17 protein-coding genes are annotated in these 18,943 nt (G+C 68.1%); 11 read left to right on the forward strand and 6 right to left on the reverse strand.

Annotation, left to right across the window (positions count from 1 at the left end; genetic code table 11):
* Positions 1–46: 46 nt before the first annotated feature.
* The 3 genes from ripC (at position 47) to ACXDF8_RS05355 (ending at position 3,196) form a co-directional block, all read left to right on the forward strand.
* Positions 47–1,195, forward strand: a complete 1,149-nt coding sequence (ripC, locus tag ACXDF8_RS05345; RefSeq protein WP_457222210.1) for a peptidoglycan hydrolase RipC — start codon at positions 47–49, stop codon at positions 1,193–1,195.
* 64 nt (positions 1,196–1,259) lie between these two features.
* On the forward strand, positions 1,260–2,054 hold the full coding sequence (locus ACXDF8_RS05350) for a hypothetical protein (RefSeq protein ID WP_457222369.1): 795 nt from the start codon (positions 1,260–1,262) through the stop codon (positions 2,052–2,054).
* 11 nt (positions 2,055–2,065) lie between these two features.
* The gene (locus ACXDF8_RS05355; RefSeq protein ID WP_457222211.1) at positions 2,066–3,196 is read left to right on the forward strand and encodes a glycosyltransferase family 4 protein; all 1,131 of its coding nucleotides are present in this window, start codon (positions 2,066–2,068) and stop codon (positions 3,194–3,196) included.
* On the opposite strand, the gene ACXDF8_RS05360 is transcribed toward ACXDF8_RS05355, so the two are convergent.
* A complete protein-coding gene (locus tag ACXDF8_RS05360) occupies positions 3,181–4,983 on the reverse strand; it encodes an AMP-dependent synthetase/ligase (protein WP_457222212.1) in 1,803 nt (600 codons plus the stop codon). The two genes, ACXDF8_RS05355 and ACXDF8_RS05360, sit on opposite strands and share 16 nt — an antisense overlap.
* A 125-nt stretch (positions 4,984–5,108) precedes the next feature.
* On the opposite strand from ACXDF8_RS05360, the gene ACXDF8_RS05365 reads away from it, so the two are divergent.
* The 5 genes from ACXDF8_RS05365 to ACXDF8_RS05385 all read left to right on the forward strand — a co-directional run bounded on the left by ACXDF8_RS05365 (position 5,109) and on the right by ACXDF8_RS05385 (position 8,511).
* Positions 5,109–5,498 carry a polyketide cyclase / dehydrase and lipid transport gene (locus ACXDF8_RS05365; RefSeq protein WP_457222213.1) on the forward strand — a complete coding sequence of 130 codons (390 nt, stop codon included), beginning with the start codon at positions 5,109–5,111 and terminating at the stop codon, positions 5,496–5,498.
* Between the two features lie 91 nt (positions 5,499–5,589).
* Positions 5,590–6,024 (forward strand): SRPBCC family protein, encoded by a 435-nt coding sequence (locus ACXDF8_RS05370; RefSeq protein ID WP_457222214.1) that lies wholly within the window; start codon positions 5,590–5,592, stop codon positions 6,022–6,024.
* Positions 6,025–7,314 (forward strand): ArsA family ATPase, encoded by a 1,290-nt coding sequence (locus ACXDF8_RS05375; protein WP_457222215.1) that lies wholly within the window; start codon positions 6,025–6,027, stop codon positions 7,312–7,314.
* Positions 7,311–7,688 carry a hypothetical protein gene (locus ACXDF8_RS05380; RefSeq protein ID WP_457222216.1) on the forward strand — a complete coding sequence of 126 codons (378 nt, stop codon included), beginning with the start codon at positions 7,311–7,313 and terminating at the stop codon, positions 7,686–7,688. Before ACXDF8_RS05375 ends, ACXDF8_RS05380 begins: the two co-directional genes overlap by 4 nt.
* Before the next feature lie 79 nt (positions 7,689–7,767).
* Positions 7,768–8,511 carry a lysophospholipid acyltransferase family protein gene (locus ACXDF8_RS05385; protein ID WP_457222217.1) on the forward strand — a complete coding sequence of 248 codons (744 nt, stop codon included), beginning with the start codon at positions 7,768–7,770 and terminating at the stop codon, positions 8,509–8,511.
* On the opposite strand, the gene ACXDF8_RS05390 is transcribed toward ACXDF8_RS05385, so the two are convergent.
* Positions 8,453–9,796, reverse strand: a complete 1,344-nt coding sequence (locus ACXDF8_RS05390) for a glycosyltransferase 87 family protein (protein ID WP_457222218.1) — start codon at positions 9,794–9,796, stop codon at positions 8,453–8,455. The two genes, ACXDF8_RS05385 and ACXDF8_RS05390, sit on opposite strands and share 59 nt — an antisense overlap.
* Positions 9,797–9,942: 146 nt before the next feature.
* On the opposite strand from ACXDF8_RS05390, the gene ACXDF8_RS05395 reads away from it, so the two are divergent.
* Genes ACXDF8_RS05395 through ACXDF8_RS05405 form a run of 3 tightly spaced genes read left to right on the forward strand, consistent with a single transcriptional unit; the run spans position 9,943 to position 12,761 of the window.
* Entirely contained in the window at positions 9,943–10,779 is an 837-nt protein-coding gene (locus ACXDF8_RS05395) for a hypothetical protein (protein ID WP_457222370.1), read from the forward strand.
* A 10-nt stretch (positions 10,780–10,789) separates the two neighbouring features.
* Complete coding sequence (locus ACXDF8_RS05400) at positions 10,790–11,311, forward strand: polyadenylate-specific 3'-exoribonuclease AS (RefSeq protein ID WP_457222219.1); 522 nt, start codon at positions 10,790–10,792, stop codon at positions 11,309–11,311.
* A 52-nt stretch (positions 11,312–11,363) separates the two neighbouring features.
* Positions 11,364–12,761, forward strand: coding sequence for a class II 3-deoxy-7-phosphoheptulonate synthase (locus ACXDF8_RS05405; RefSeq protein ID WP_457222220.1), 1,398 nt, complete (start codon positions 11,364–11,366; stop codon positions 12,759–12,761).
* Between the two features lie 7 nt (positions 12,762–12,768).
* Here the strand turns inward: ACXDF8_RS05405 and ACXDF8_RS05410 are convergent, their stop codons facing one another.
* The 4 genes from ACXDF8_RS05410 to ACXDF8_RS05425 form a co-directional block, all read right to left on the reverse strand.
* Positions 12,769–14,088, reverse strand: coding sequence for an ABC transporter ATP-binding protein (locus tag ACXDF8_RS05410; protein WP_457222221.1), 1,320 nt, complete (start codon positions 14,086–14,088; stop codon positions 12,769–12,771).
* Positions 14,089–14,112: 24 nt separating this feature from the next.
* The gene (locus tag ACXDF8_RS05415; RefSeq protein WP_457222222.1) at positions 14,113–15,852 is read right to left on the reverse strand and encodes an ABC transporter permease; all 1,740 of its coding nucleotides are present in this window, start codon (positions 15,850–15,852) and stop codon (positions 14,113–14,115) included.
* 347 nt (positions 15,853–16,199) lie between these two features.
* Positions 16,200–17,651: an LLM class flavin-dependent oxidoreductase gene (locus ACXDF8_RS05420; protein ID WP_457222223.1), complete on the reverse strand. Its 1,452-nt coding sequence runs from the start codon at positions 17,649–17,651 to the stop codon at positions 16,200–16,202.
* A 67-nt stretch (positions 17,652–17,718) separates the two neighbouring features.
* Positions 17,719–18,930, reverse strand: coding sequence for a protein kinase domain-containing protein (locus ACXDF8_RS05425; protein WP_457222224.1), 1,212 nt, complete (start codon positions 18,928–18,930; stop codon positions 17,719–17,721).
* Between the last annotated feature and the right edge of the window lie 13 nt (positions 18,931–18,943).

Genomic DNA, 18,943 nt, shown 5'->3' on the forward strand with positions numbered 1-18,943 from the left:
AGCTCGACGCGCTTGGCGTCGACGGCACTTATAAGGATGCTGAATCTTGAGGTTCAACCGCGAGTTCCTGACTAAACGCGTTCTTCGACGCCCTCTAGTCGGTGGGGTTGCGGGCCTCATGCTTCTCTTCGCCGTTATCTCGGGGGCTGTGCACGCCGACCCCGCCGAGGACGGGCTGGCAAAGCTCAACGAGCTTTCCCGGCAGGCCGAGCAGCTCACCGAGTCGATGCATTCAGCCCAGCTCGACCTAGACAAGAAGCTGCAGGTGCAAGCCGCCGCGGAACGCAAGCACACCGACGACCTGGCTGCCGTCGACGCCGCGAAGTCCCAGCTGGCAACCTACCAAGGTGCCGTCGACAAATTTGCTGCCGCGGTATACATGGGCGGCCGCACAGATGGTCTGAACGCCATCCTCACCGCGGAGTCCCCGCAGGGCCTGATCGACAAGATGGCGATCCAGCGGGTGATGGCCACCGAGATGGCCGTCCAGATGCAGAACTATCGCCGGCTCAACGACGAGGCGAAGCAGGCCGAGGCGGCCTCGGCCAAATCGGCCGACGATGCCAAGACCGCCGCCGAGCAGGCCGCGGCGGTGCGCGCCGACCTGCAGCGCAAGCAGTCGCAGCTGCAGGTCCAGATCTCCGTCGTCAAGTCGCGTTACCAAATGCTCACCCCGGATCAGCGGACCGCGCTGGCCGCTCCTGGCCCGGTCCCGCCGCCGGAGATCCTGGCCGCGCCCGCGCCCGCCGCGCTGCCACCGATCGAGGACGCCCCGCCGCCACCGCCGGATGCGCCGCCGGCTGCCGAAGTGGTCCCGATGGCCGCTGTTCCCACCCCGGGCCCAGGCGGTGAGCAGGCCGCCGTCGCCGTACAGGCCGCGCTGACCCGGATCGGTGATCCCTACGTGTGGGGCGGTTCTGGCCCGAACGCCTTCGACTGCTCCGGCCTGGTGATGTGGGCCTTCCAGCAGGCCGGCATCTTCCTGCCGCACTCCAGCCAGGCGCTGGCCGCCGGCGGCCAACCGGTCTCGCTGGATCAGATGCAGCCCGGCGACGTCGTCAACTACTACTCGGACGCCTCGCACTCCGCGATCTACATCGGCGACGGGATGATGGTGCACGCGTCGACCTTCGGCCAGCCGGTGCGGATCGCCCCGGTGAACAACGCCCCGATCTACAACGTCCGCCGATACTGACCGGCCCGGCCGGCGCGGTGGCCTTGCCACAGCCCTGCTTGTCGCGTTCGTCGCCGAGTTGATCATCGCGTCGAGCCTGCTGGCCAACGCCGCTCCCGCACCACCCGTGCCGGCGGCCGCACCGACGGTTCGGTCCGATTCGGCCCCACCGGTGGTCGGCGACGGCCGGACCGTGCGGTTGATCAGCCTGGGCGGAACCCGCACCGACGACCTGCTCACCCGGATCATGTCCGAGATGGGCGGCGCGGTCGAGGCCGTCGAACGGTTCTGGGGCACCGACTGGGACCACGAGATCGTCGTGATCGCCACCGACTCCGAGCCGCAGTTCGTCGCCCAGGCTGGACTGGATCCCAACGGCCGCTGGTCGGACATCGCAGCCGTGTCGGTGGCTGACGGCATCGATTTCGCTCGGCATCATGCCGACGGTCAGCGCATTGTGGTGGCGCCGGGTGCCTCCCGCATCAGCGACGCCTCGTTGCGGATTGTGGTGACCCACGAGCTGTTTCATCTCGCCGCACGAGCCGACACCGCACTGGATGCCCCCCGCTGGCTCGTCGAGGGGACAGCGGATTTCGTTGCCCGGCCGCCCACGCCGTTGCCCGCCGCGGCCGCCGCGCAAACAACATTGCCCAGCAGCGCCGAGCTCGATGAGTTCGGGCCGCAGCGGGCGATGGGTTACGACCGGGCGTGGTGGTTCGCGCGGTTCGTCGCCGACGATTACGGGGTCGACGGCCTGCGCCGACTGTACGTCGCGGCGTGTGGGCCCGGCCACGGCGACTTCGCCACCGCGGTGCAGCGGGCACTGAACACCGACCTCGCCGACCTACGCGCCCGCTGGGCGCGCTGGCTGACCCGATAACGTATCGGTCGATGACACGAATCTTGCTGGTCACCAACGATTTTCCACCGCGACGCGGCGGTATCCAGTCCTACCTGGAACAGTTCGTCGACCGGCTGGTGGCCACCGGCGAGCATCAGCTCATTGTCTACGCACCCCGCTGGAAGGGGGCCGAGGACTACGACCGGGCCGCCGGCTACCGGATCGTGCGCCATCCCGGCACCCTGATGCTGCCCGAACCCGGGGTCGACCGCCGGATGCGGGCGCTGATCGGCGAACACGACATCGAGACCGTCTGGTTCGGCGCTGCGGCGCCGCTGGCGCTGCTGGCCACGAGGGCCCGCGCCGCCGGCGCGCGCCGGGTGGTGGCGTGTACACACGGCCACGAGGTCGGCTGGTCCATGCTTCCAGTGGCCCGATCGGCGTTGCGGCGCATCGGCGACACCACCGACGTCGTCACCTTCGTCAGCCGCTACACCCGCGGCAGGTTCGCCTCGGCATTCGGCCCCAATGCCCGGCTCGAACCACTGCCGCCCGGGGTGGATACCGACCGCTTCCGCCCAGACCCCGCGGCCAGGACCGAACTGCGCCGGCGTTACGGCCTCGACGAGCGCCCGACCGTCGTGTGCGTGTCCCGGCTGGTTCCCCGCAAGGGCCAGGACATGTTGATCGAGGCGTTGCCCGACATCCGGCGACGGGTCGACGATGCGGTACTGGCGATCGTCGGAGGCGGACCCTACGCAGAGGACCTGCGCAAGCTCGCCCACCGCGCCGGCGTCGCAGAGCACGTGGTGTTCACCGGGGCGGTCCCCAGCGCGGAGTTGCCCGCCCACTACGCGATGGGCGACGTCTTCGCGATGCCGTGCCGCACCCGGGGTTCCGGCCTCGACGTGGAGGGACTGGGAATCGTGTTCCTGGAGGCTTCGGCGACCGGGCTGCCCGTCGTCGCCGGCCGCTCCGGTGGCGCACCGGAGTCCGTCCGCGACGGCGAGACGGGCCGAGTCGTCGACGGGCGAGTACGCGAGGAGATCGTCGACGCCGTCAGCGAGATCCTCTGCGATCCCGCGTTGGCCGCGCGGATGGGCGAGACAGGGCGGCGGTGGATCGACAGCGACTGGAACTGGGCGACCCACAGTGCCCGGCTCGCTCAGCTCTTGGCGTAGATGGCCTCGATCTCGTCGGCGAACTTCTGTGCCACCACGTTGCGTTTGACCTTCAGCGTGGGGGTGAGTTCACCGGTCAGCACGGTGAAGTCGCACGGCAGGATACGGAACTTGCGGATCGATTCCGCATGCGACACATGGGCGTTGGCGTCCTTGATTGCCACCTCGATCTCGGCGAGCAGGTCCGGGTCCTCGCGCAATTCCTGCACGGATGCTCCGGCCGCCTTGCCGTGATGCTGCTTCCACACCTCGAACGATTCCGGGTCGATCGCGATCAGCGCCCCGATGAAGGGCTGGTTGTCGCCGACCGCCATCGCCTGACTGATCAGCGGGTGTGCGCGAAGGGCATCCTCGAGGACCGCGGGGGCGACGTTCTTGCCGCCCGCGGTCACGATGATCTCCTTCTTGCGGCCGGTGATCGACAGGAAGCCCTCGGCGTCGATACTGGCCAGGTCTCCGGTGTGGAACCAGCCGTCGACGATCGCCTCGGCCGTTGCCTTCTCGTTGCGCCAGTAGCCGTTGAACACCACGCCGCCCTTGACCAACAGCTCTCCGTCCTTGGCGACGGTCATCGCGTTGCCCGGAATGAGCTTGCCTACGGTGCCGACCTTGAGCCCGTCGATGCGGTTCAGCGTAATCGCCGCGCTGGTCTCGGTCAGTCCGTAGCCCTCGTAGATGGATAACCCCACACCGCGGTAGAAATGCCCGAGCCGCTTGCCCAGCGGTGCGCCGCCGGAGATCGCGGCTCGGCAGTCACCGCCCAGCGCGGCGCGCAGCTTGCCGTAGACGAGCCGGTCGAACACCGCGTGGGCCGCCTTCAGTAGCAGGTTCGGGCTGCCAGTGGCCAGGGCCTCGCTGTAGGCGATCGCAGTCTTGGCCGCCAGGTCGAAGATCCGGCCGCGGCCGCTGTCGCGGGCGTTCAATTCCGCTGTGTTGTAGACCTTTTCGAATACTCGGGGCACCGAGACTAGGATCGTCGGTTTGAACACTCCGAGCATCGGCACCAGGTTCTTGATATCGCTGGTGTAGCCGATGGTCACCTTGTTGGCGAACGCCGACATCGACAGCGCGCGGGCCAGCACGTGCGCCAGCGGCAGGAACACCAGCAGCCGCTCGCCCTTACGCAGCAGGGTGGGGAAACACGTTGCCGCACCGCGTGTTTCGTAAAGCAGGTTGGAATGGGTCAACGCGACACCCTTGGGCCGGCCCGTGGTGCCGGAGGTGTAGATCAGTGTCGCCGCGTCGGCCGAGCGCACCGCGGCCAGCCGACGGGTCAGCTCGGCCGGATCGGCGGTGGCCGCCGCTTCGGCCAGTTCGTCGAGGGCGGTCGGGCCGGCGGATTCGATGCGAAGTGTCGTGCGCAGGCCCGGCAGTTCGTCGTGGAGTTCGGAGACCATCTGGGCGTGCGCCTCGGTCTCGGTGAATACCAGCACCGCGCCGGAGTCCTCGAGCACCCAGCGGACCTGCTCGGCGGAGGACGTCTCGTAGATCGGCACGGTCACCGCGCCGACCGACAGGATGGCGTAGTCCAGGATCACCCACTCGTAGCGCGTCGCCGACAGGATGGCCACCCGGTCACCGGCCTGCACACCTTGGGCGATCAGCCCCAGTGCAGCAGAGCGGATCTGTGCTGCCGCCTGGGCACACGTGATGTCGGCCCAGGCGCCGTCGACGAACCGCTGGAAGATCACATGGTCGGGGTCGGCACGCTCGTGGTCGTACACCGAACTGACGATGCTGTCGTGCTCGCCGATGGCGAACGACGCCGGAACGCTGTACTCACGCACTTGAACCCCTTGGAAACGGCGGCTTGGTGACGTCCAGCCTAGTCAACGGTGTCACGGCGGTGTGATTGCCTGCACCGGCCGGGCACCTGCCTCGCGCCGGGGCGCGATATGTGAAGCTTGTGCTTATGAACAGCATCCAGGTCGCCGACGAGACGTTCGTCGCCGCCGATCCCGCGGCGGTGGGCCGTGCGGTCGCCGACCGGGCGAGCTGGCGACGATGGTGGCCGGATCTGCGCCTGGAGGTCGTCGAGGACCGGGCCGACAAGGGTGTGCGGTGGACGGTCACCGGAGCGCTGACCGGCACCATGGAGATCTGGCTGGAACCGGTGCTCGACGGTGTGGTGCTGCACTATTTCCTGCACGCCGAGCCCAGCGGCGCGGCCGCCTGGGAGCTGGCCAAGATGAATCTGGCCAAGCTCACCCACAGCCGCCGGGTGGCGGGCAAGCGGATGGCGTTCGAGGTCAAGTCCACGCTCGAGGCCGCGCGGCCGGTGGGGCTGGCACCTGGCCGCTGATATCCGGTCACGCTCTGGGTCGGAAGGGTACCGTTTGTGGCCGAGGAGTCTCTGTCGGGTACGGAGCTTGAAGCGACGGGAATTGGCAACAGTGGCTGACAAGACGGCGCAGACCATCTATATCGACGCGGATCCGGTCACCGTGATGGACGTCATCGCCGACATCGGTTCCTACCCGCAGTGGGTGTCGGAGTACAAGGAGACCGAAGTCATCGAGGCCGACGACCAGGGTTATCCGCTGACCGCACGGCTGTTGCTCGACGCCGCGGTGCTCAAGGACACCATGGTGCTGTCCTACGACTGGCCCGCCGACCGCAAGTCGGTGCGCTGGTCGCTGGTTTCAAGCTCGCTGTTGCGGGCACTCGACGGTGCATACACGTTGAAACCCAATGGTTCTGGAACGGACGTCACCTATGAGCTGTCGGTGGATCTGATGATCCCGATGATCGGCCTGCTTAAGCGCAAGGCCGAGCGGAGGCTGACCGACACCGCGCTGAAGGACCTGAAGAAGCGGGTCGAGGGCTGAGTGGAGCCCGGTGACGCTCTCGCCGACGGTGCGGGCCTGACTGTTCCGGCCCGGATCGGATTCTTCGTCGGCAAAGGCGGCGTCGGCAAGTCCACACTCGCGGCGGCGACGGCCGTGCGGGCGGCGCTGGCCGGACAGCGGGTGCTCGCGGTGTCCACCGACCAGGCGCATTCCCTCGGGGAGGTGTTGGGTGCGCCGATCGCGCCGACCGGCGCACGCGAGCCGGTCCGGATCTTTTCCGAGGAGGACACCGACGACGCCGCTGGCGGTCACCTGGACGCCCTGGCGCTGGACACCCTGGCCCTGCTCGAGGCCCGATGGCGGATCGTCGCGCCGGTGCTGTCCGCCAGATTCGCCGAGTCCGATCTCAATGACATTGCCCCGGAGGAACTTTCCGCACTGCCCGGAGTCCAGGAGGTGCTTGGCCTGGCCGAGGTGGCCGCTCTGGCTGATTCCGGCGAGTGGGACTACGTCGTGGTCGACTGCGCGTCGACCGCCGACGCGATGCGGATGCTGACGTTGCCCGCCGCGTTCGCCTTGTACGCCGAGCGGGCCTGGCCCCGACACCGTCGACTGAGCGCCGCCGTCGAGAACGCCCACAGCGCAGCGTTGGTGGCGGGGGTCGAAGCCGTCAGTGCCGGGGTCGAAGGGCTGTCCGCATTGCTGACCGACGGTGACCGGGTGAGCGCCCACCTGGTCCTCACCCCGGAACGGGTGGTTGCCGCCGAGGCGGTGCGCACTCTGGGCTCGCTGGCCCTGATGGGCGTTCGGGTCGACGAGCTGCTCGTCAATCAGGTTCTTCTGCAAGACGATTCCTATGAGTACCGCAACCTGCCCGACCATCCCGCCTTCGACTGGTACGCCGAGCGGATCGGTGAGCAGCAGGCCGTCCTCGAGGAACTGACCGCCACGATCGGTGACGTCCAGCTGGTCCTGGTGCCGCATCTGGCCGGCGAACCGATCGGTGCCAAGGCGCTGGCACAGCTTCTCGACAGCGCACGCCGCCAGGACGGGTCGTCGCCGCCTGGGCCGCTGCGGCCGGTGGTCGACCGCGAATCCGGTTCTGGCCTCGATGCCGTCTACCGAATGCGACTAGAGTTGCCGCAAATCGACTCCGGTGCGCTGACGCTGGGCCGGGTCGCCGACGACCTGATCATCGGCGTCGCAGGGATGCGGCGCCGGGTGCGGCTGGCGTCGGTGCTGCGCAGGTGCATCGTGCTCGATGCGGCACTGCGCGGAACCGAACTCACCGTGCGTTTTCGACCCAACCCGGAGGTGTGGCCCGCGTGAGTGGATCCCACGCCGACATCGGGCCGGAGCTGCGAGCGCTGGCCCAGACACTGCTCGACCGGCTGGATCCGGCCATCCGCGCCGGTGCGGCGATGGCGGCCGGCGCCGGTGCCGGCGGCGAGCCGGGGAAGTGCCAGCAGGTGTGGTGTCCGGTCTGTGCGCTGGCGGCACTGGTCAACGGGGAGCAGCATCCGCTGCTGAACGTGGTCGCAGAGCACAGTGTGGCCCTGGTGACGATGATCCGCGCGATGCTCGACGAGCCGGGTCCGCCCGGTCCGGAGCCCGACGGCCCCCCGCCCGACGGCGCCGGTCCCGAGCCGCAGTCCGTGGCGCCGGGCCGCTACGAGCACATCCCGATCACCGTCGAGGAATAGTACGGCGCCGACGTGTGGTCGGCCGCTGGCGGGCTGGGTAGAGTTGGCGCAAAGCGCGCGCGCCCGATTGGGAGGCTCCATGTGGTTCTGGCTGTTCAAGTATGTCTTGATGGGGCCTCTTCTGCGGTTGTTGGGCCGGCCGAAAGTCGAAGGGCTGGAGTATGTTCCGCCTTCCGGCCCGGTAATCCTGGCCAGTAATCACCTGGCGGTGGCGGACAGTTTCTATCTGCCGCTGGTCCTGCGTCGGCGCATCACGTTCCTGGCCAAGGCGGAGTACTTCACCGGCACCGGGCTCAAGGGCGCGTTCAACCGCTGGTTCTACTCCTGCACCGGGCAGGTGCCGATCGACCGTACCGACGCCGACAGCGCGAAGGCCGCACTCGACACCGCCAAGCGGCTGCTGGAGCGGGGCAAGTTGCTCGGGATGTACCCGGAGGGCACCCGATCGCCCGACGGCCGCCTCTACAAGGGCAAGACGGGGCTGGCCCGGTTGGCGCTGGAGACCGGTGTCCCGGTCATTCCGGTCGCGATGATCGGAACCGACGTCGTCAACCCGCCCGGCTCCAAGATGTGGCGCTTCGGCCGGGTCACGGTGCGCTTCGGCAAACCGATGGACTTCTCCCGCTTCGACGGTCTTGCCGGCAACCGCTTCATCGAGCGGGCGGTCATCGACGAGGTCATCTACGAGTTGATGAAGCTGTCCGGCCAGGAGTACGTCGACATCTACGCCGCGGCGCTGAAGAACGCCGACACACCGGCGGACGCTACGCCGGGTGCACCAGGTCAGCCGCCGGCGCGGATCCCGGAGACCGCCGCGGGCTGACGCCCGGCCGCATGGTCAGTCCGGCGACGAGCAGCACGGCGACCGCCCACCATACGTAGGACATCCCGACCAGTTGGCGCCACCACGACGCTGTCTCCTCGTGGTGCTTGGGCAGCAGCTCCAGCGGTATCCAGACCATCAACCCCACGCCGACCGCGGTGACCACGCCCAGCGCGACATTGCGCCGCCGGTAGGCCACCACCGCGGCGGCGATGACCGTCGGCAGCGCCCACACCCAGTGGTGTGACCACGACACCGGCGAGACCACCAGGCCGAACAGCGCGACGCACATCAGCGCCAGCGTCGCCTCGTCCCCGCCGTCGCTGCCGGCGGGCACGGCTGCCAGAACCCGGCGTACCGCCCAGACCGTCAACGCGAGCACCACGAAGCAGGCCACCGTCCAGAACACGAAGTGGACGCTCTTGCTCAGGCCGAGGCGGGCCAACGCGCCGGCGATGTTCTGGTTGGTGTTCAGCGCCGCACTGCCGATCCGGTCGGTATGACGGACCGTGGTCATCCAGTACTCCACCGAATCGCGCCACGCCAGCGCGCACCCGAGCAGGCTGGCGACGACGAAGGAGCCCACTGCGGTCAAAGCTGCCCGGCCGTCGCGGCGGAGCACCAGGTACACCAAAAACACCGCGGGAGTGAGCTTCAGCGCGATCGCCACGCCCACCAGCACCCCTCGCGGCCACGGGGTGCGACGCGGCAGGCAGTCGGCGATCACCAGCGTCATCAGCACCACGTTGATCTGACCGAACGCGAAGTTGGCGTCGATCGGCTCCAGGTACAGCGTCGCCAGCGCGACGATGCCGGCCGCCAGCCAGCTGCGCCGCAGCCAGGCCGGCTCCCGCGTCAGCGCCGAGGTCTTCCAGACCTGCAGCCGGGTCAACACGATCCAGGTCGACACCAACAGCAGCGCCAGGGTGATCGCGGTGATCGTCACGCTGGCCGCCGCGAAGGGCACCCAGGCGAACGGGCTGAACACGATCGCGGCGAGCGGGGGATAGGTGAACGGCAAGTCCAGCCCGATGCGGGTGTGGAATGTCGCGTCCCCGGCATAGAGCGGCCGGCCATCCAGCCAGGCCTGCCCGCCCATCCGGTAAACCTCGATGTCGATGCGGTAGGGGAGGTGCCCGAAGAGCTGCCAGCCGGCGTACCCCAGGCCCGCGACGATCAGCAGCTGCGTCACACGCCAGCTCGCGACGAGCCACCGATTGCCCGCGGGCGAGGCCAGAGCCCGCCCGATCTCACTGCCCACCCCGGGCGACTGCCGCATCCTCATGTCGCGACCCAGACTATCGGTGCACGCCCGGCGCGCCCGTCGATATCCCCGCCGGGCGAGCGCGTTGGGCCACCGGCGGCGTATCTTCTGTCCCCGTGCCCTTCGGACTGCACTTCGATGTCGTCGCCCCCGGGCGCGTGCCGTTGATGTGGTGCCTGATCGCGTTCATCATGACGTTCTTCGTCACCCGCACGATCGTGCGCTACATCCGCAGCAATGCCGACAAGACCGGGCCCCGCAAGTGGTGGCAGCCGCGCAACATCTCCGGCAAGGGCGGACTGCACATCCACCACGTCGTCATCGGGATCGTGCTGGTGATGATCTCCGGGGTCACCATGGTCACACTGGCGGTCGACGGTGGTGTCGGCGAATTCACCGCGGCGGCAATAGTTTTCGGTATCGGAGCCGCCCTGGTTCTCGACGAGTTCGCCCTGATCCTGCACCTTGAGGACGTCTACTGGGCCGAAGACGGCCGCGCCTCGGTGGACGCAGTGTTCGCCGCGGTCGCGGTGGCCGGCCTGCTGATCATGGGGTTCAACCCGCTGTCGTTCTTCGACATCGGCATCTGGCGGGAGGACGATTCGCTGGTGGCGCGTGCGACGGTGGTCGTGATGGCCTCGCTGACCCTGGCCCTGGCGGTGGTCGTACTACTCAAGGGCAAGGTCTGGACCGGTCTGATCGGCATGTTCATCACGCCGCTGCTGTTCGTCGGGGCGATCCGACTGTCCCGGCCGCATGCTCCGTGGGCCCGCTGGCACTACCAGGACAAGCCCAAGAAGATGCGGCGGGCGCTTGAGCGGGAACGTTATGTGCGCCGACCGGTCGTGCAGGCCAAACTGTGGCTGCAGCACGTTATCGCCGGCGAGCCCAGCTTCCCGGCCGACGCCGAGGTGGACGCCGAACTCGATCGTGAGATCCACGCCGCACCGGCTCCGATCCGTTCGGGAGACACCACGCCGCCGGTCGCGGCCGGCTCGGGATAGGGTGCGGCCGGTGCGGTTCTTCTACGACACGGAATTCATCGACAACGGCCGGATCATCGACCTGATCTCGATCGGTGTGGTCGCCGAGGACGGCCGCGAGTTCTACGCGATCTCCACCGAGTTCGATCCCGAGTCCGCCGGCCGCTGGGTGCGCACCAACGTGCTGCCGAAGTTGCCGTCGCCGTCGTCGCAGCTGTGGCAATCCCGCCGTAGGATCCGCGAGGGCCTGGAGGAGTTCTTCGGCATCGACGACGACGAGCCGATCGAGTTGTGGGCCTGGGTGGCCGCCTACGACCATGTGGCTCTGTGCCAGCTGTGGGGCCCGATGACCAGCCTGCCCCCGCAGATCCCGCGCTTCACCCGCGAGCTGCGGCAATTCTGGGAGGACCGCGGCTGCCCACGGATGCCACCGCGCCCGCATGACACCCACGACGCGCTCGTCGACGCCCGCCACAACATGCGCCGGTACGTGTTGATGACCACCGGTGTGGACCGCGGCGCTACCCCCGCCGACGCCCCTTACCGCAGGTAGCCCGCCGCTCGGGTGGTGAAAACCCACTGGTGCGCCCGGTTACCATGGACGGGTGAACTGGACCGTTGACGTACCGATCGAACAGCTGCCGTCGCTGCCGCCGTTGCCGGCGGATCTGCGTGCGCGCCTGGACGCCGCGCTGGCCAAGCCGGCCGTTCAGCAGCCCAGCTGGGACGCCGGCCAGGCCGCCGCAATGCGCACGGTACTGGAGAGCGTGCCGCCGGTAACCGTGCCGTCCGAGATCGAGAAGCTGTCCGCCCAGCTGGCTGCGGTCGCCCGCGGCGAGGCATTCCTGCTGCAGGGCGGCGACTGCGCCGAGACGTTCGCCGACAACACCGAGCCGCACATCCGCGCCAACATTCGCACGCTGCTGCAGATGGCGGTCGTGCTGACCTATGGCGCCAGCATGCCGGTGGTCAAGGTGGCCCGCATCGCCGGGCAGTACGCCAAGCCGCGTTCTTCGGACATCGACGCACTGGGCCTGAAGTCCTACCGCGGCGACATGGTCAACGGCTTCGCCCCCGATGCCGCGGTCCGCGAGCACGATCCGTCGCGCCTGGTGCGCGCGTACGCCAACGCCAGCGCGGCGATGAACCTGGTCCGCGCCCTGACATCGTCGGGCCTGGCCTCCCTGCACCTGGTGCACGACTGGAACCGGGAATTCGTTCGCACATCGCCGGCCGGTGCCCGCTACGAGCAGCTGGCCGGTGAGATCGACCGCGGCCTGAAGTTCATGAGCGCGTGCGGGGTGAATGATCGCAACCTCGACACCGCCGACATCTACGCCAGCCACGAGGCGCTGGTCCTGGACTACGAGCGGGCGATGCTGCGGCTGAGCCAGGAGTACCCGCTGGACGCTCCCGAGTCCCGGCTCTACGACCTGTCGGCACACTTCGTCTGGATCGGGGAGCGCACCCGTCAGCTCGACGGCGCGCATGTCGCCTTCGCCGAGACGATCGCGAACCCGATCGGCCTGAAGATCGGCCCGACCACGTCGCCCGAACTGGCGGTGGAGTACGTCGAGCGGCTCGATCCGCACAACAAGGCCGGCCGGCTTACCCTGGTCAGCCGGATGGGCAATCACAAGGTGCGCGACGTGCTGCCCCCGATCATCGAGAAGGTACAGGCCTCGGGTCACCAGGTGATCTGGCAGTGCGATCCGATGCACGGCAACACCCACGAATCTTCCACCGGCTACAAGACCCGGCACTTCGACCGGATCGTCGACGAGGTGCAGGGCTTCTTCGAGGTGCACCGCGCGCTGGGTACCCATCCCGGCGGCATCCACGTCGAGATCACCGGCGAGAACGTCACCGAGTGCCTCGGCGGCGCCCAGGACATCTCCGACAGCGATCTGGCGGGCCGGTACGAGACGGCCTGCGATCCGCGGCTGAACACCCAGCAGAGCCTCGAGCTGGCGTTCCTGGTCGCGGAGATGCTGCGCGACTGACCTCGCGCTACGACGGTCTGACCGCGAAGATGCCCGCCGCCGGGTCGGCAGTGATCGTGTCGGTGTCGGTGTCGTAGTCGAACAGCTCGCCGTAGCGGCCCCAGTCGATGGCGGTGTCCAGTTGCTGGCGGGCATCGTCGGGCCCGAACCCGCGCCGCAAGAGATCCAGGAAGAATCCGGCGCGCAGGCTGCCGTCGGATGAGGTGCCCAGCGCACTGCAGATGGTCCGCACTAGCGGTGCCCGGCGGCGGGCTTGTTCGGCGAAGATCTGTTTGCTCGTCTGGATGTCGGCGGTGGTGAATTCCCTTCCCGCCGGGGACAATTCCAGGTCCCCGTCGCTGACGTGCAGCAGTCCCAGCAGCGCGGCGGCATCGACCAGCGGCAGCAGATCGTCGATGTCGAAGTTGAGTTCTGCGGCGATGTCGGGCAGGTCGGCCCGGCCGTGCCGGGCGTAGACGATCTCGACCAGCCCCGCCAGTCCGCCCACCGTCGCGTTGGGCAACGGTGTGTCGGTAGGGGTGGCCTTGGCGGGTTCGGTTATGCCGGAATCATGTTCGACGCCGGTGAGCAGACCGTAGAGCCTGTCGACGATGGCCTCGAATGCCCGGGATCGCCGGTCACGCGGCCGGTCCAGCTCGACGGTCAGCTCGGCGCGGATGTGTCCGGGATTGGCGCCGAGCACGATCACCCGGTCGGCCAGCAGTACTGCCTCCTCGATGTTGTGGGTCACCAGGCAGATCGCCTTGGTCGGGAACTCTTTGGCACCCCACAGTGCCATCAGCTCGGTGCGCAGGTTCTCCGCTGTGAGCACATCCAGCGCCGAGAACGGCTCGTCCATCAGCAGCAGGTCGGGTTCGAGGACCAGCGCCCGCGCGAACCCGACCCGCTGGCGCATACCACCCGAGAGTTCCTTGGGGTACGCGGATTCGAAGCCGTCCAGCCCGATGAGGTCGATGGCCTTCAGCGCCCGCCGGTGGCGCTCCTGCGGCTCGACACCCCTGGCGGCCAGTCCGAGTTCCACGTTGTCCTGCACGGTCAGCCAGGGCATCAGCGCGAAAGTCTGGAATACCATCGCGGTGCCAGGATTGGCGCCGTTGAGTTCGTGGCCGCGGTAACACACTGTCCCGGAACTGGGATTGATCAGTCCGGCGACGATACGCAGCAGGGTCGACTTGCCCGACCCCGACCGGCCCAGCAATGCCACGATCTCACCCGCGGCCAGCTCGAGGCTGACGCCGTCGAGCACCAGCAGGGCGTCACCGGCGGTGCCGGTGAAACTCTTGGTGACGTGATCCAGCGAAACGATCACGTCGTCGCGAGCGGTCATGAGAACACCTCCGTCGAGCAGGGGTTAGGTCGACGAGTAACGACGTTCGGCCAGCGTGTACAGCCGCCGCCAGAAAACCCGGTTGGTCAGTACGACAAAGAAACTCATCACGATCACGCCGATCAGGATGCGGCCCTGGTCCCCGGTCGCGGTGGCCTCGGTGATGTAGGAGCCCAGCCCGGTGGCGGTCAGGGTGGAGCCGTGATAGCTGACCACCTCGGCCACGATCGACGCGTTCCAGGCGCCGCCCGCTGCCGTGATGCCACCGGTGACGTAACTGGGGAAGATGGCCGGCAGGATGAGTTTTCGCCACTTCAGAGGCGTCGGCAGCAGCAGGTTGGCCGAGGCCTCCCGCAGGTCGTTGGGAATCGCACTGGCACCGGCGATCACGTTGAACAGGATGTACCACTGGGAGCCGAGCGCCATCAGCACGACGCCGCCGATGTTCAGCCCGATGCCGGTGGCGACGAGCGCGGCGGTCACCAGCGGGAACAGGAAGTTGGCCGGAAACGACGCCAGGACCTGAACGACGGGCTGCGCGAGCCGGGAAACCCGCGGGCTCATCCCGATCCACACCCCGACGGGCACCCACAGCAGCGTCGCGACGACCACCACCACGATCACCCGCGCAAAGGTCGCCAGGCCCAATTGCAGCGCGTTGCACACCTCGCCGAAGCCAACCCCGTCGGCGATGTAGGTGATCACCCGGTAGGTCCCGTAGCCGATGACCGCGGCCACCGCCAGCGCGAACAGGATGTCACCGGCCCGGCGTCGGGCAGCCACCGGACGCAGCGGCCGGTCGGCGATACCGAACACCGACATCACCCGGTCGAGTGGGTGGATCAGCCGGCTCAGGGGGCGTCCGGCGAGTTCCGGTATCCGGGAGCGGCGCAACACATTCAGGGTGAAGCTGCGCGGCACATCGGCAGCCTCGGAATCCTCGACGCGGAACCGTTCGGCCCATGCCGTCAGCGGCCGCCAGAACAGCACGTTGACCGCGATGACCATCAGCACCATCACCACGACGGCGAGCAACACTTTGCTCAGATCGCCTTCGTCGCCGGCCGCCGCCACGTACGCGCCGATACCCGGCAGCGCCACCTGATGTCCGTTGACGCTCAACGCTTCTGACGCCGTAAGGAAGAACCAGCCGCCGCCGAAGCTCATCATGCCGTTCCAGACCAGCGGAATCATGCCGCCGGGCAGGTCGACTCGCCAGAATCGTTGCCAGCGGGTCAGCCGCAACAGCCGCGATGCCTCGTCGAGGTCGCGGGGCTGGGACTTCAGCGAGTAGTAGAAGGCGAACGTCATGTTCCAGGCCTGGGAGGTGAAGATCGCGAAGATCGACGCGCATTCCAGGCCGAGTTCGGAACCCGGGAACAGGGCGATGAACCCGGTGACCGTGATCGACAGGAAGCCGAGAATGGGCACCGACTGCAGGATGTCCAGCAACGGGATCAGCACCTTTTCGGCGCGCCGCGAACGCGCCGCGGCCGTTGCGTACACGAACGTAAATAGCACTGAAAAGACAAGCGCGGCAAACATTCTCAGTAGCGATCGAGCCGCATAGTACGGCAGTTCCGCCGGATCGGTGCTCACCGCCGCCGGGGCGCTCTGGACCGTCCAGGGGACATCGGCGGTCGAGCCGACCCGGACGATCAGCCACAACAGCGCTGCGGAGCCGGCGAAGACAGCCAAATCGGCGGCCCGGCTGCCGGCCGGACGGGCCAGGGCCCCCCGGCTCGGGAACGTGGCAGAGGCCATGCGGGATCACCCCACCTTCGGTCAGTGTCGACGGGCACGCAACGGCCCAGGGTCTTGGGGTTTGAACCATGCCCGCCAACATCGACCGCACCGTCGATGCCGAATTGTCGGCGAAGAGCGACCTCAGCCGCGCGGACGCGGTAGCCGGGCATGGCGTCGAGTACTACTTCCCTCGTCCATGTCGGTCACCTCCGTCGTCATCCGCGGTCGGCGCGCCGTGTCAGATCGGCGCCGGCCAAGTAGATCGTACGGCGGCGGCCCCGTCAACTGGGAATTCGCTGGACGGCTGCTGAAAGGTGTTCGTCGCGACCCGTTTTCGGTGTCGTTACCCGAGGTGTTCCGGCCATTCACCGTCCCCGGGCCGGCTGGGCCGCAGCCGATGCGGCCGAAGAAGGCACCGTCGAGGGCCGTTCGATGATCGTCGAGGAAGGCCCACCCACCCGGTAACTCGCGCCGCGGTGTTCCTCCGGGAGCCGGTCACCGCGGCCGAGTAGTTTGTTGCGCAGTGTGCCGGGGGCGTAGCCGGATTGGTAGGCACCGCGCTCGGTGAGCACCGGCACGACGTGCTCGATGAAGTCGGCGAACGTGCCGGGGGTGATCGCGTAGGCCAGGTTGAATCCGTCGACATCGGTCTCGGCCACCCACTCCTGCAGTGTGTCGGCGACCCGGGCTCCCGAGCCGACGATCCGGGGACCCATTCCGCCGATCTCACCCCATTCGGCGATGTCGCGCACCGCCCATTCGTGCCCGTTGGGGTCGCCGGACTGGAAGGCGGCCACGGCGGACAGGATCGCGTTGGAGTCGACGTTGCCGATCGGCTCGTCGAGCCCGTAGCGGGCGAGGTCCACACCCATCCAGCCGGACATGAAGACCAGCGAGCCCTCGGGGTCGCCGTAGGACAGGTATTCGGCGTGCTTGGCGTGGGCCTCCTCGTCGGTCGCGGCGGTGACGACAGTCGTGAGGTTGAAGATCTTGGCGGCGTATGGATCTCGGCCGGCCAGTTCGAGTTCGCGGCGAATCGTCGTTACCGTCCTGGCCAGGATCTCCTTGGTAGGTGCCGCGGTGAAGATCGCTTCGGCGTTCTCCGCGGCGAAGCGCACCCCGCGCGGGGAGGAGCCGGCCTGGAAGATCACCGGTGTGCGCTGCGGCGACGGCTCCGACAGATGCACACCCGGCACGCTGAAGTGTGTGCCCTGGTGGCCGATGTGGTGCACCTTCGCCGGGTCGGTGAACACGCCGCGTTCCCGGTCGCGCACCACCGCGTCGTCCTCCCACGAGCCTTCCCACAGCTTGTAGAGCACCTCCAGGTACTCGTCGGCGTGCTCGTAGCGGGCGTCGTGCGCGGGCTGATCGGTCTGACCCATATTGCGCGCAGCGGCGGGCAGATAACCGGTTACCACGTTCCAGCCGATGCGGCCGTTGGTGAGGTGGTCCAGCGTGGACATCCGGCGGGCGAACGGATAGGGGTGCTCGAATCCGGTGCCGGTGGTCAGGCCGAATCCGAGGTCTCGGGTGACCAGCGCCATCGCCGACACCAGCAGGAGGGGATCGTTGACGGGGATCTGTGCGGCGTGCCGGATGGCGGCTTCGTCACTGGCGCCGTACACATCGTAGGTGCCCAGCACGTCGGCGATGAACAGTCCGTCGAACCGGCCGCGCTCGAGCAGCTTCGCCAGGTCGGTCCAGTACTGCAGATCCTTGTACCGCCACGACTGGTCGGCGGGGTGGCGCCACAATCCGGGGGACTGGTGGGCGACGCAGTTCATGTCGAAGGCATTGAAGCGGATAACGCGAGTCACCGGTTGAATGCTGGTGCAGGGTCCCGCCCGGGTCACCGGTTGGGCTCACAGCGATTGTATGTGGCCGCTAGTTGCCGATCAGGCCCTGCAGGTTGGTGCCCAGGGCCCAAGCGCCTGCGGCGACAAGTCCGGTCAGGATCAGCACGATCAGCATCCAGAACATCAGCGCCCGCCGAGCGCGTTGTTGCTCCCAGGCGAAGTCGGTGATGTCGATGCCCGCGAATTGTGTTGGTGCGGAACCATATTGATGGTCGTATTCGTCGATTTCGGGAGCGGGCTGCCATTCGGCAGGATCGCGCACCAGTGCGCGGGTGGGGTTCCTGACCGGCTGGCCCACCGTCGGCGCATCGGCGGGCCGGCTGTGGAAGGCGGTGGCCGCGGCGTGCTGCGCAGAGTTCTTCGGAGCGGGCACACGGAAGTTCGGCAGCGCGAGTTCCTGGGCGATCGCGTCGAGCTCCTCGCGCATCTCGCCGGCATCGGCGAACCGCTCGTCGGGGTTGCGGGCGGTGGCTCGCGCGACAAGCTCGTCGAACTGCGGCGGCACCCCGGCGATCGCCACGCTGGGCGGCGCGACGTCATGGTCCATCCGCTGGTAGGCGACGGTGAGGGGGTTATCACCGCCGAACGGCGTTGCGCCGGTGATCAATTCGTAGGCCAAGATGCCGACGGCGTAGACGTCGCTGCGCGCGTCGGCGGCGCCGTTGCTGACCTGTTCGGGGGACAGGTAGGCCGCGGTACCCAAAATGACGCTGGTGGAGGTGATCCCGGCCTCGGCTACCGCACGCACCAGGCCGAAGTCGACGAGTTTGACCTCACTGTCGTCGGAGATCAACACGTTCTCCGGCTTGACGTCGCGGTGCACCAGCCCGGCCCGATGCGCCACTGCCAGACCACCCAGCACTGGGCGCAGCACCGCGGCAGCGGCGTGCGGCGGCATCGGCCCGCGCTCACGCAGCAGTTCGCGCAGCGTGCCGCCCTCGACCAGTTCCATGGCCAGGAAAGGAGGCTGCCGGCTCGACCCACCGCCACCCTGGTCGTAGACCGCCACCAACCCCGGGTCCTTGAGGCGGGCCACCGCTCGGGCCTCCCGCTGGAACCGGGTGAGGAACTGAACGTCGTTGGCGTAGCGGGCGTCCATCACCTTCAGCGCCACCGGCCGGTCCAATCGGACGTCCAAACCCCGGTACACCGTCGACATGCCGCCGGTGGCGATCTTGGCCTCGACGCGGTACCGGTCCTCCAGCAGCACGCCCATGAGTGGGTCCGACGTCACCGACACATGGTATGCCGTG

The organism is Mycolicibacterium sp. CBM1 (genome assembly GCF_054073305.1).

Coding starts and splice junctions, on each gene's coding strand:
- ACXDF8_RS05395 (WP_457222370.1), top strand. CDS start 9,943: ATGTGGTGCCTGATCGCGTTCATCATGACGTTCTTCGTCACCCGCACG.
- ACXDF8_RS05355 (WP_457222211.1), top strand. CDS start 2,066: ATGACACGAATCTTGCTGGTCACCAACGATTTTCCACCGCGACGCGGC.
- ACXDF8_RS05390 (WP_457222218.1), bottom strand. CDS start 9,796: ATGAGGATGCGGCAGTCGCCCGGGGTGGGCAGTGAGATCGGGCGGGCT.
- ACXDF8_RS05410 (WP_457222221.1), bottom strand. CDS start 14,088: ATGACCGCTCGCGACGACGTGATCGTTTCGCTGGATCACGTCACCAAG.
- ACXDF8_RS05415 (WP_457222222.1), bottom strand. CDS start 15,852: ATGGCCTCTGCCACGTTCCCGAGCCGGGGGGCCCTGGCCCGTCCGGCC.
- ACXDF8_RS05385 (WP_457222217.1), top strand. CDS start 7,768: ATGTGGTTCTGGCTGTTCAAGTATGTCTTGATGGGGCCTCTTCTGCGG.
- ACXDF8_RS05365 (WP_457222213.1), top strand. CDS start 5,109: ATGAACAGCATCCAGGTCGCCGACGAGACGTTCGTCGCCGCCGATCCC.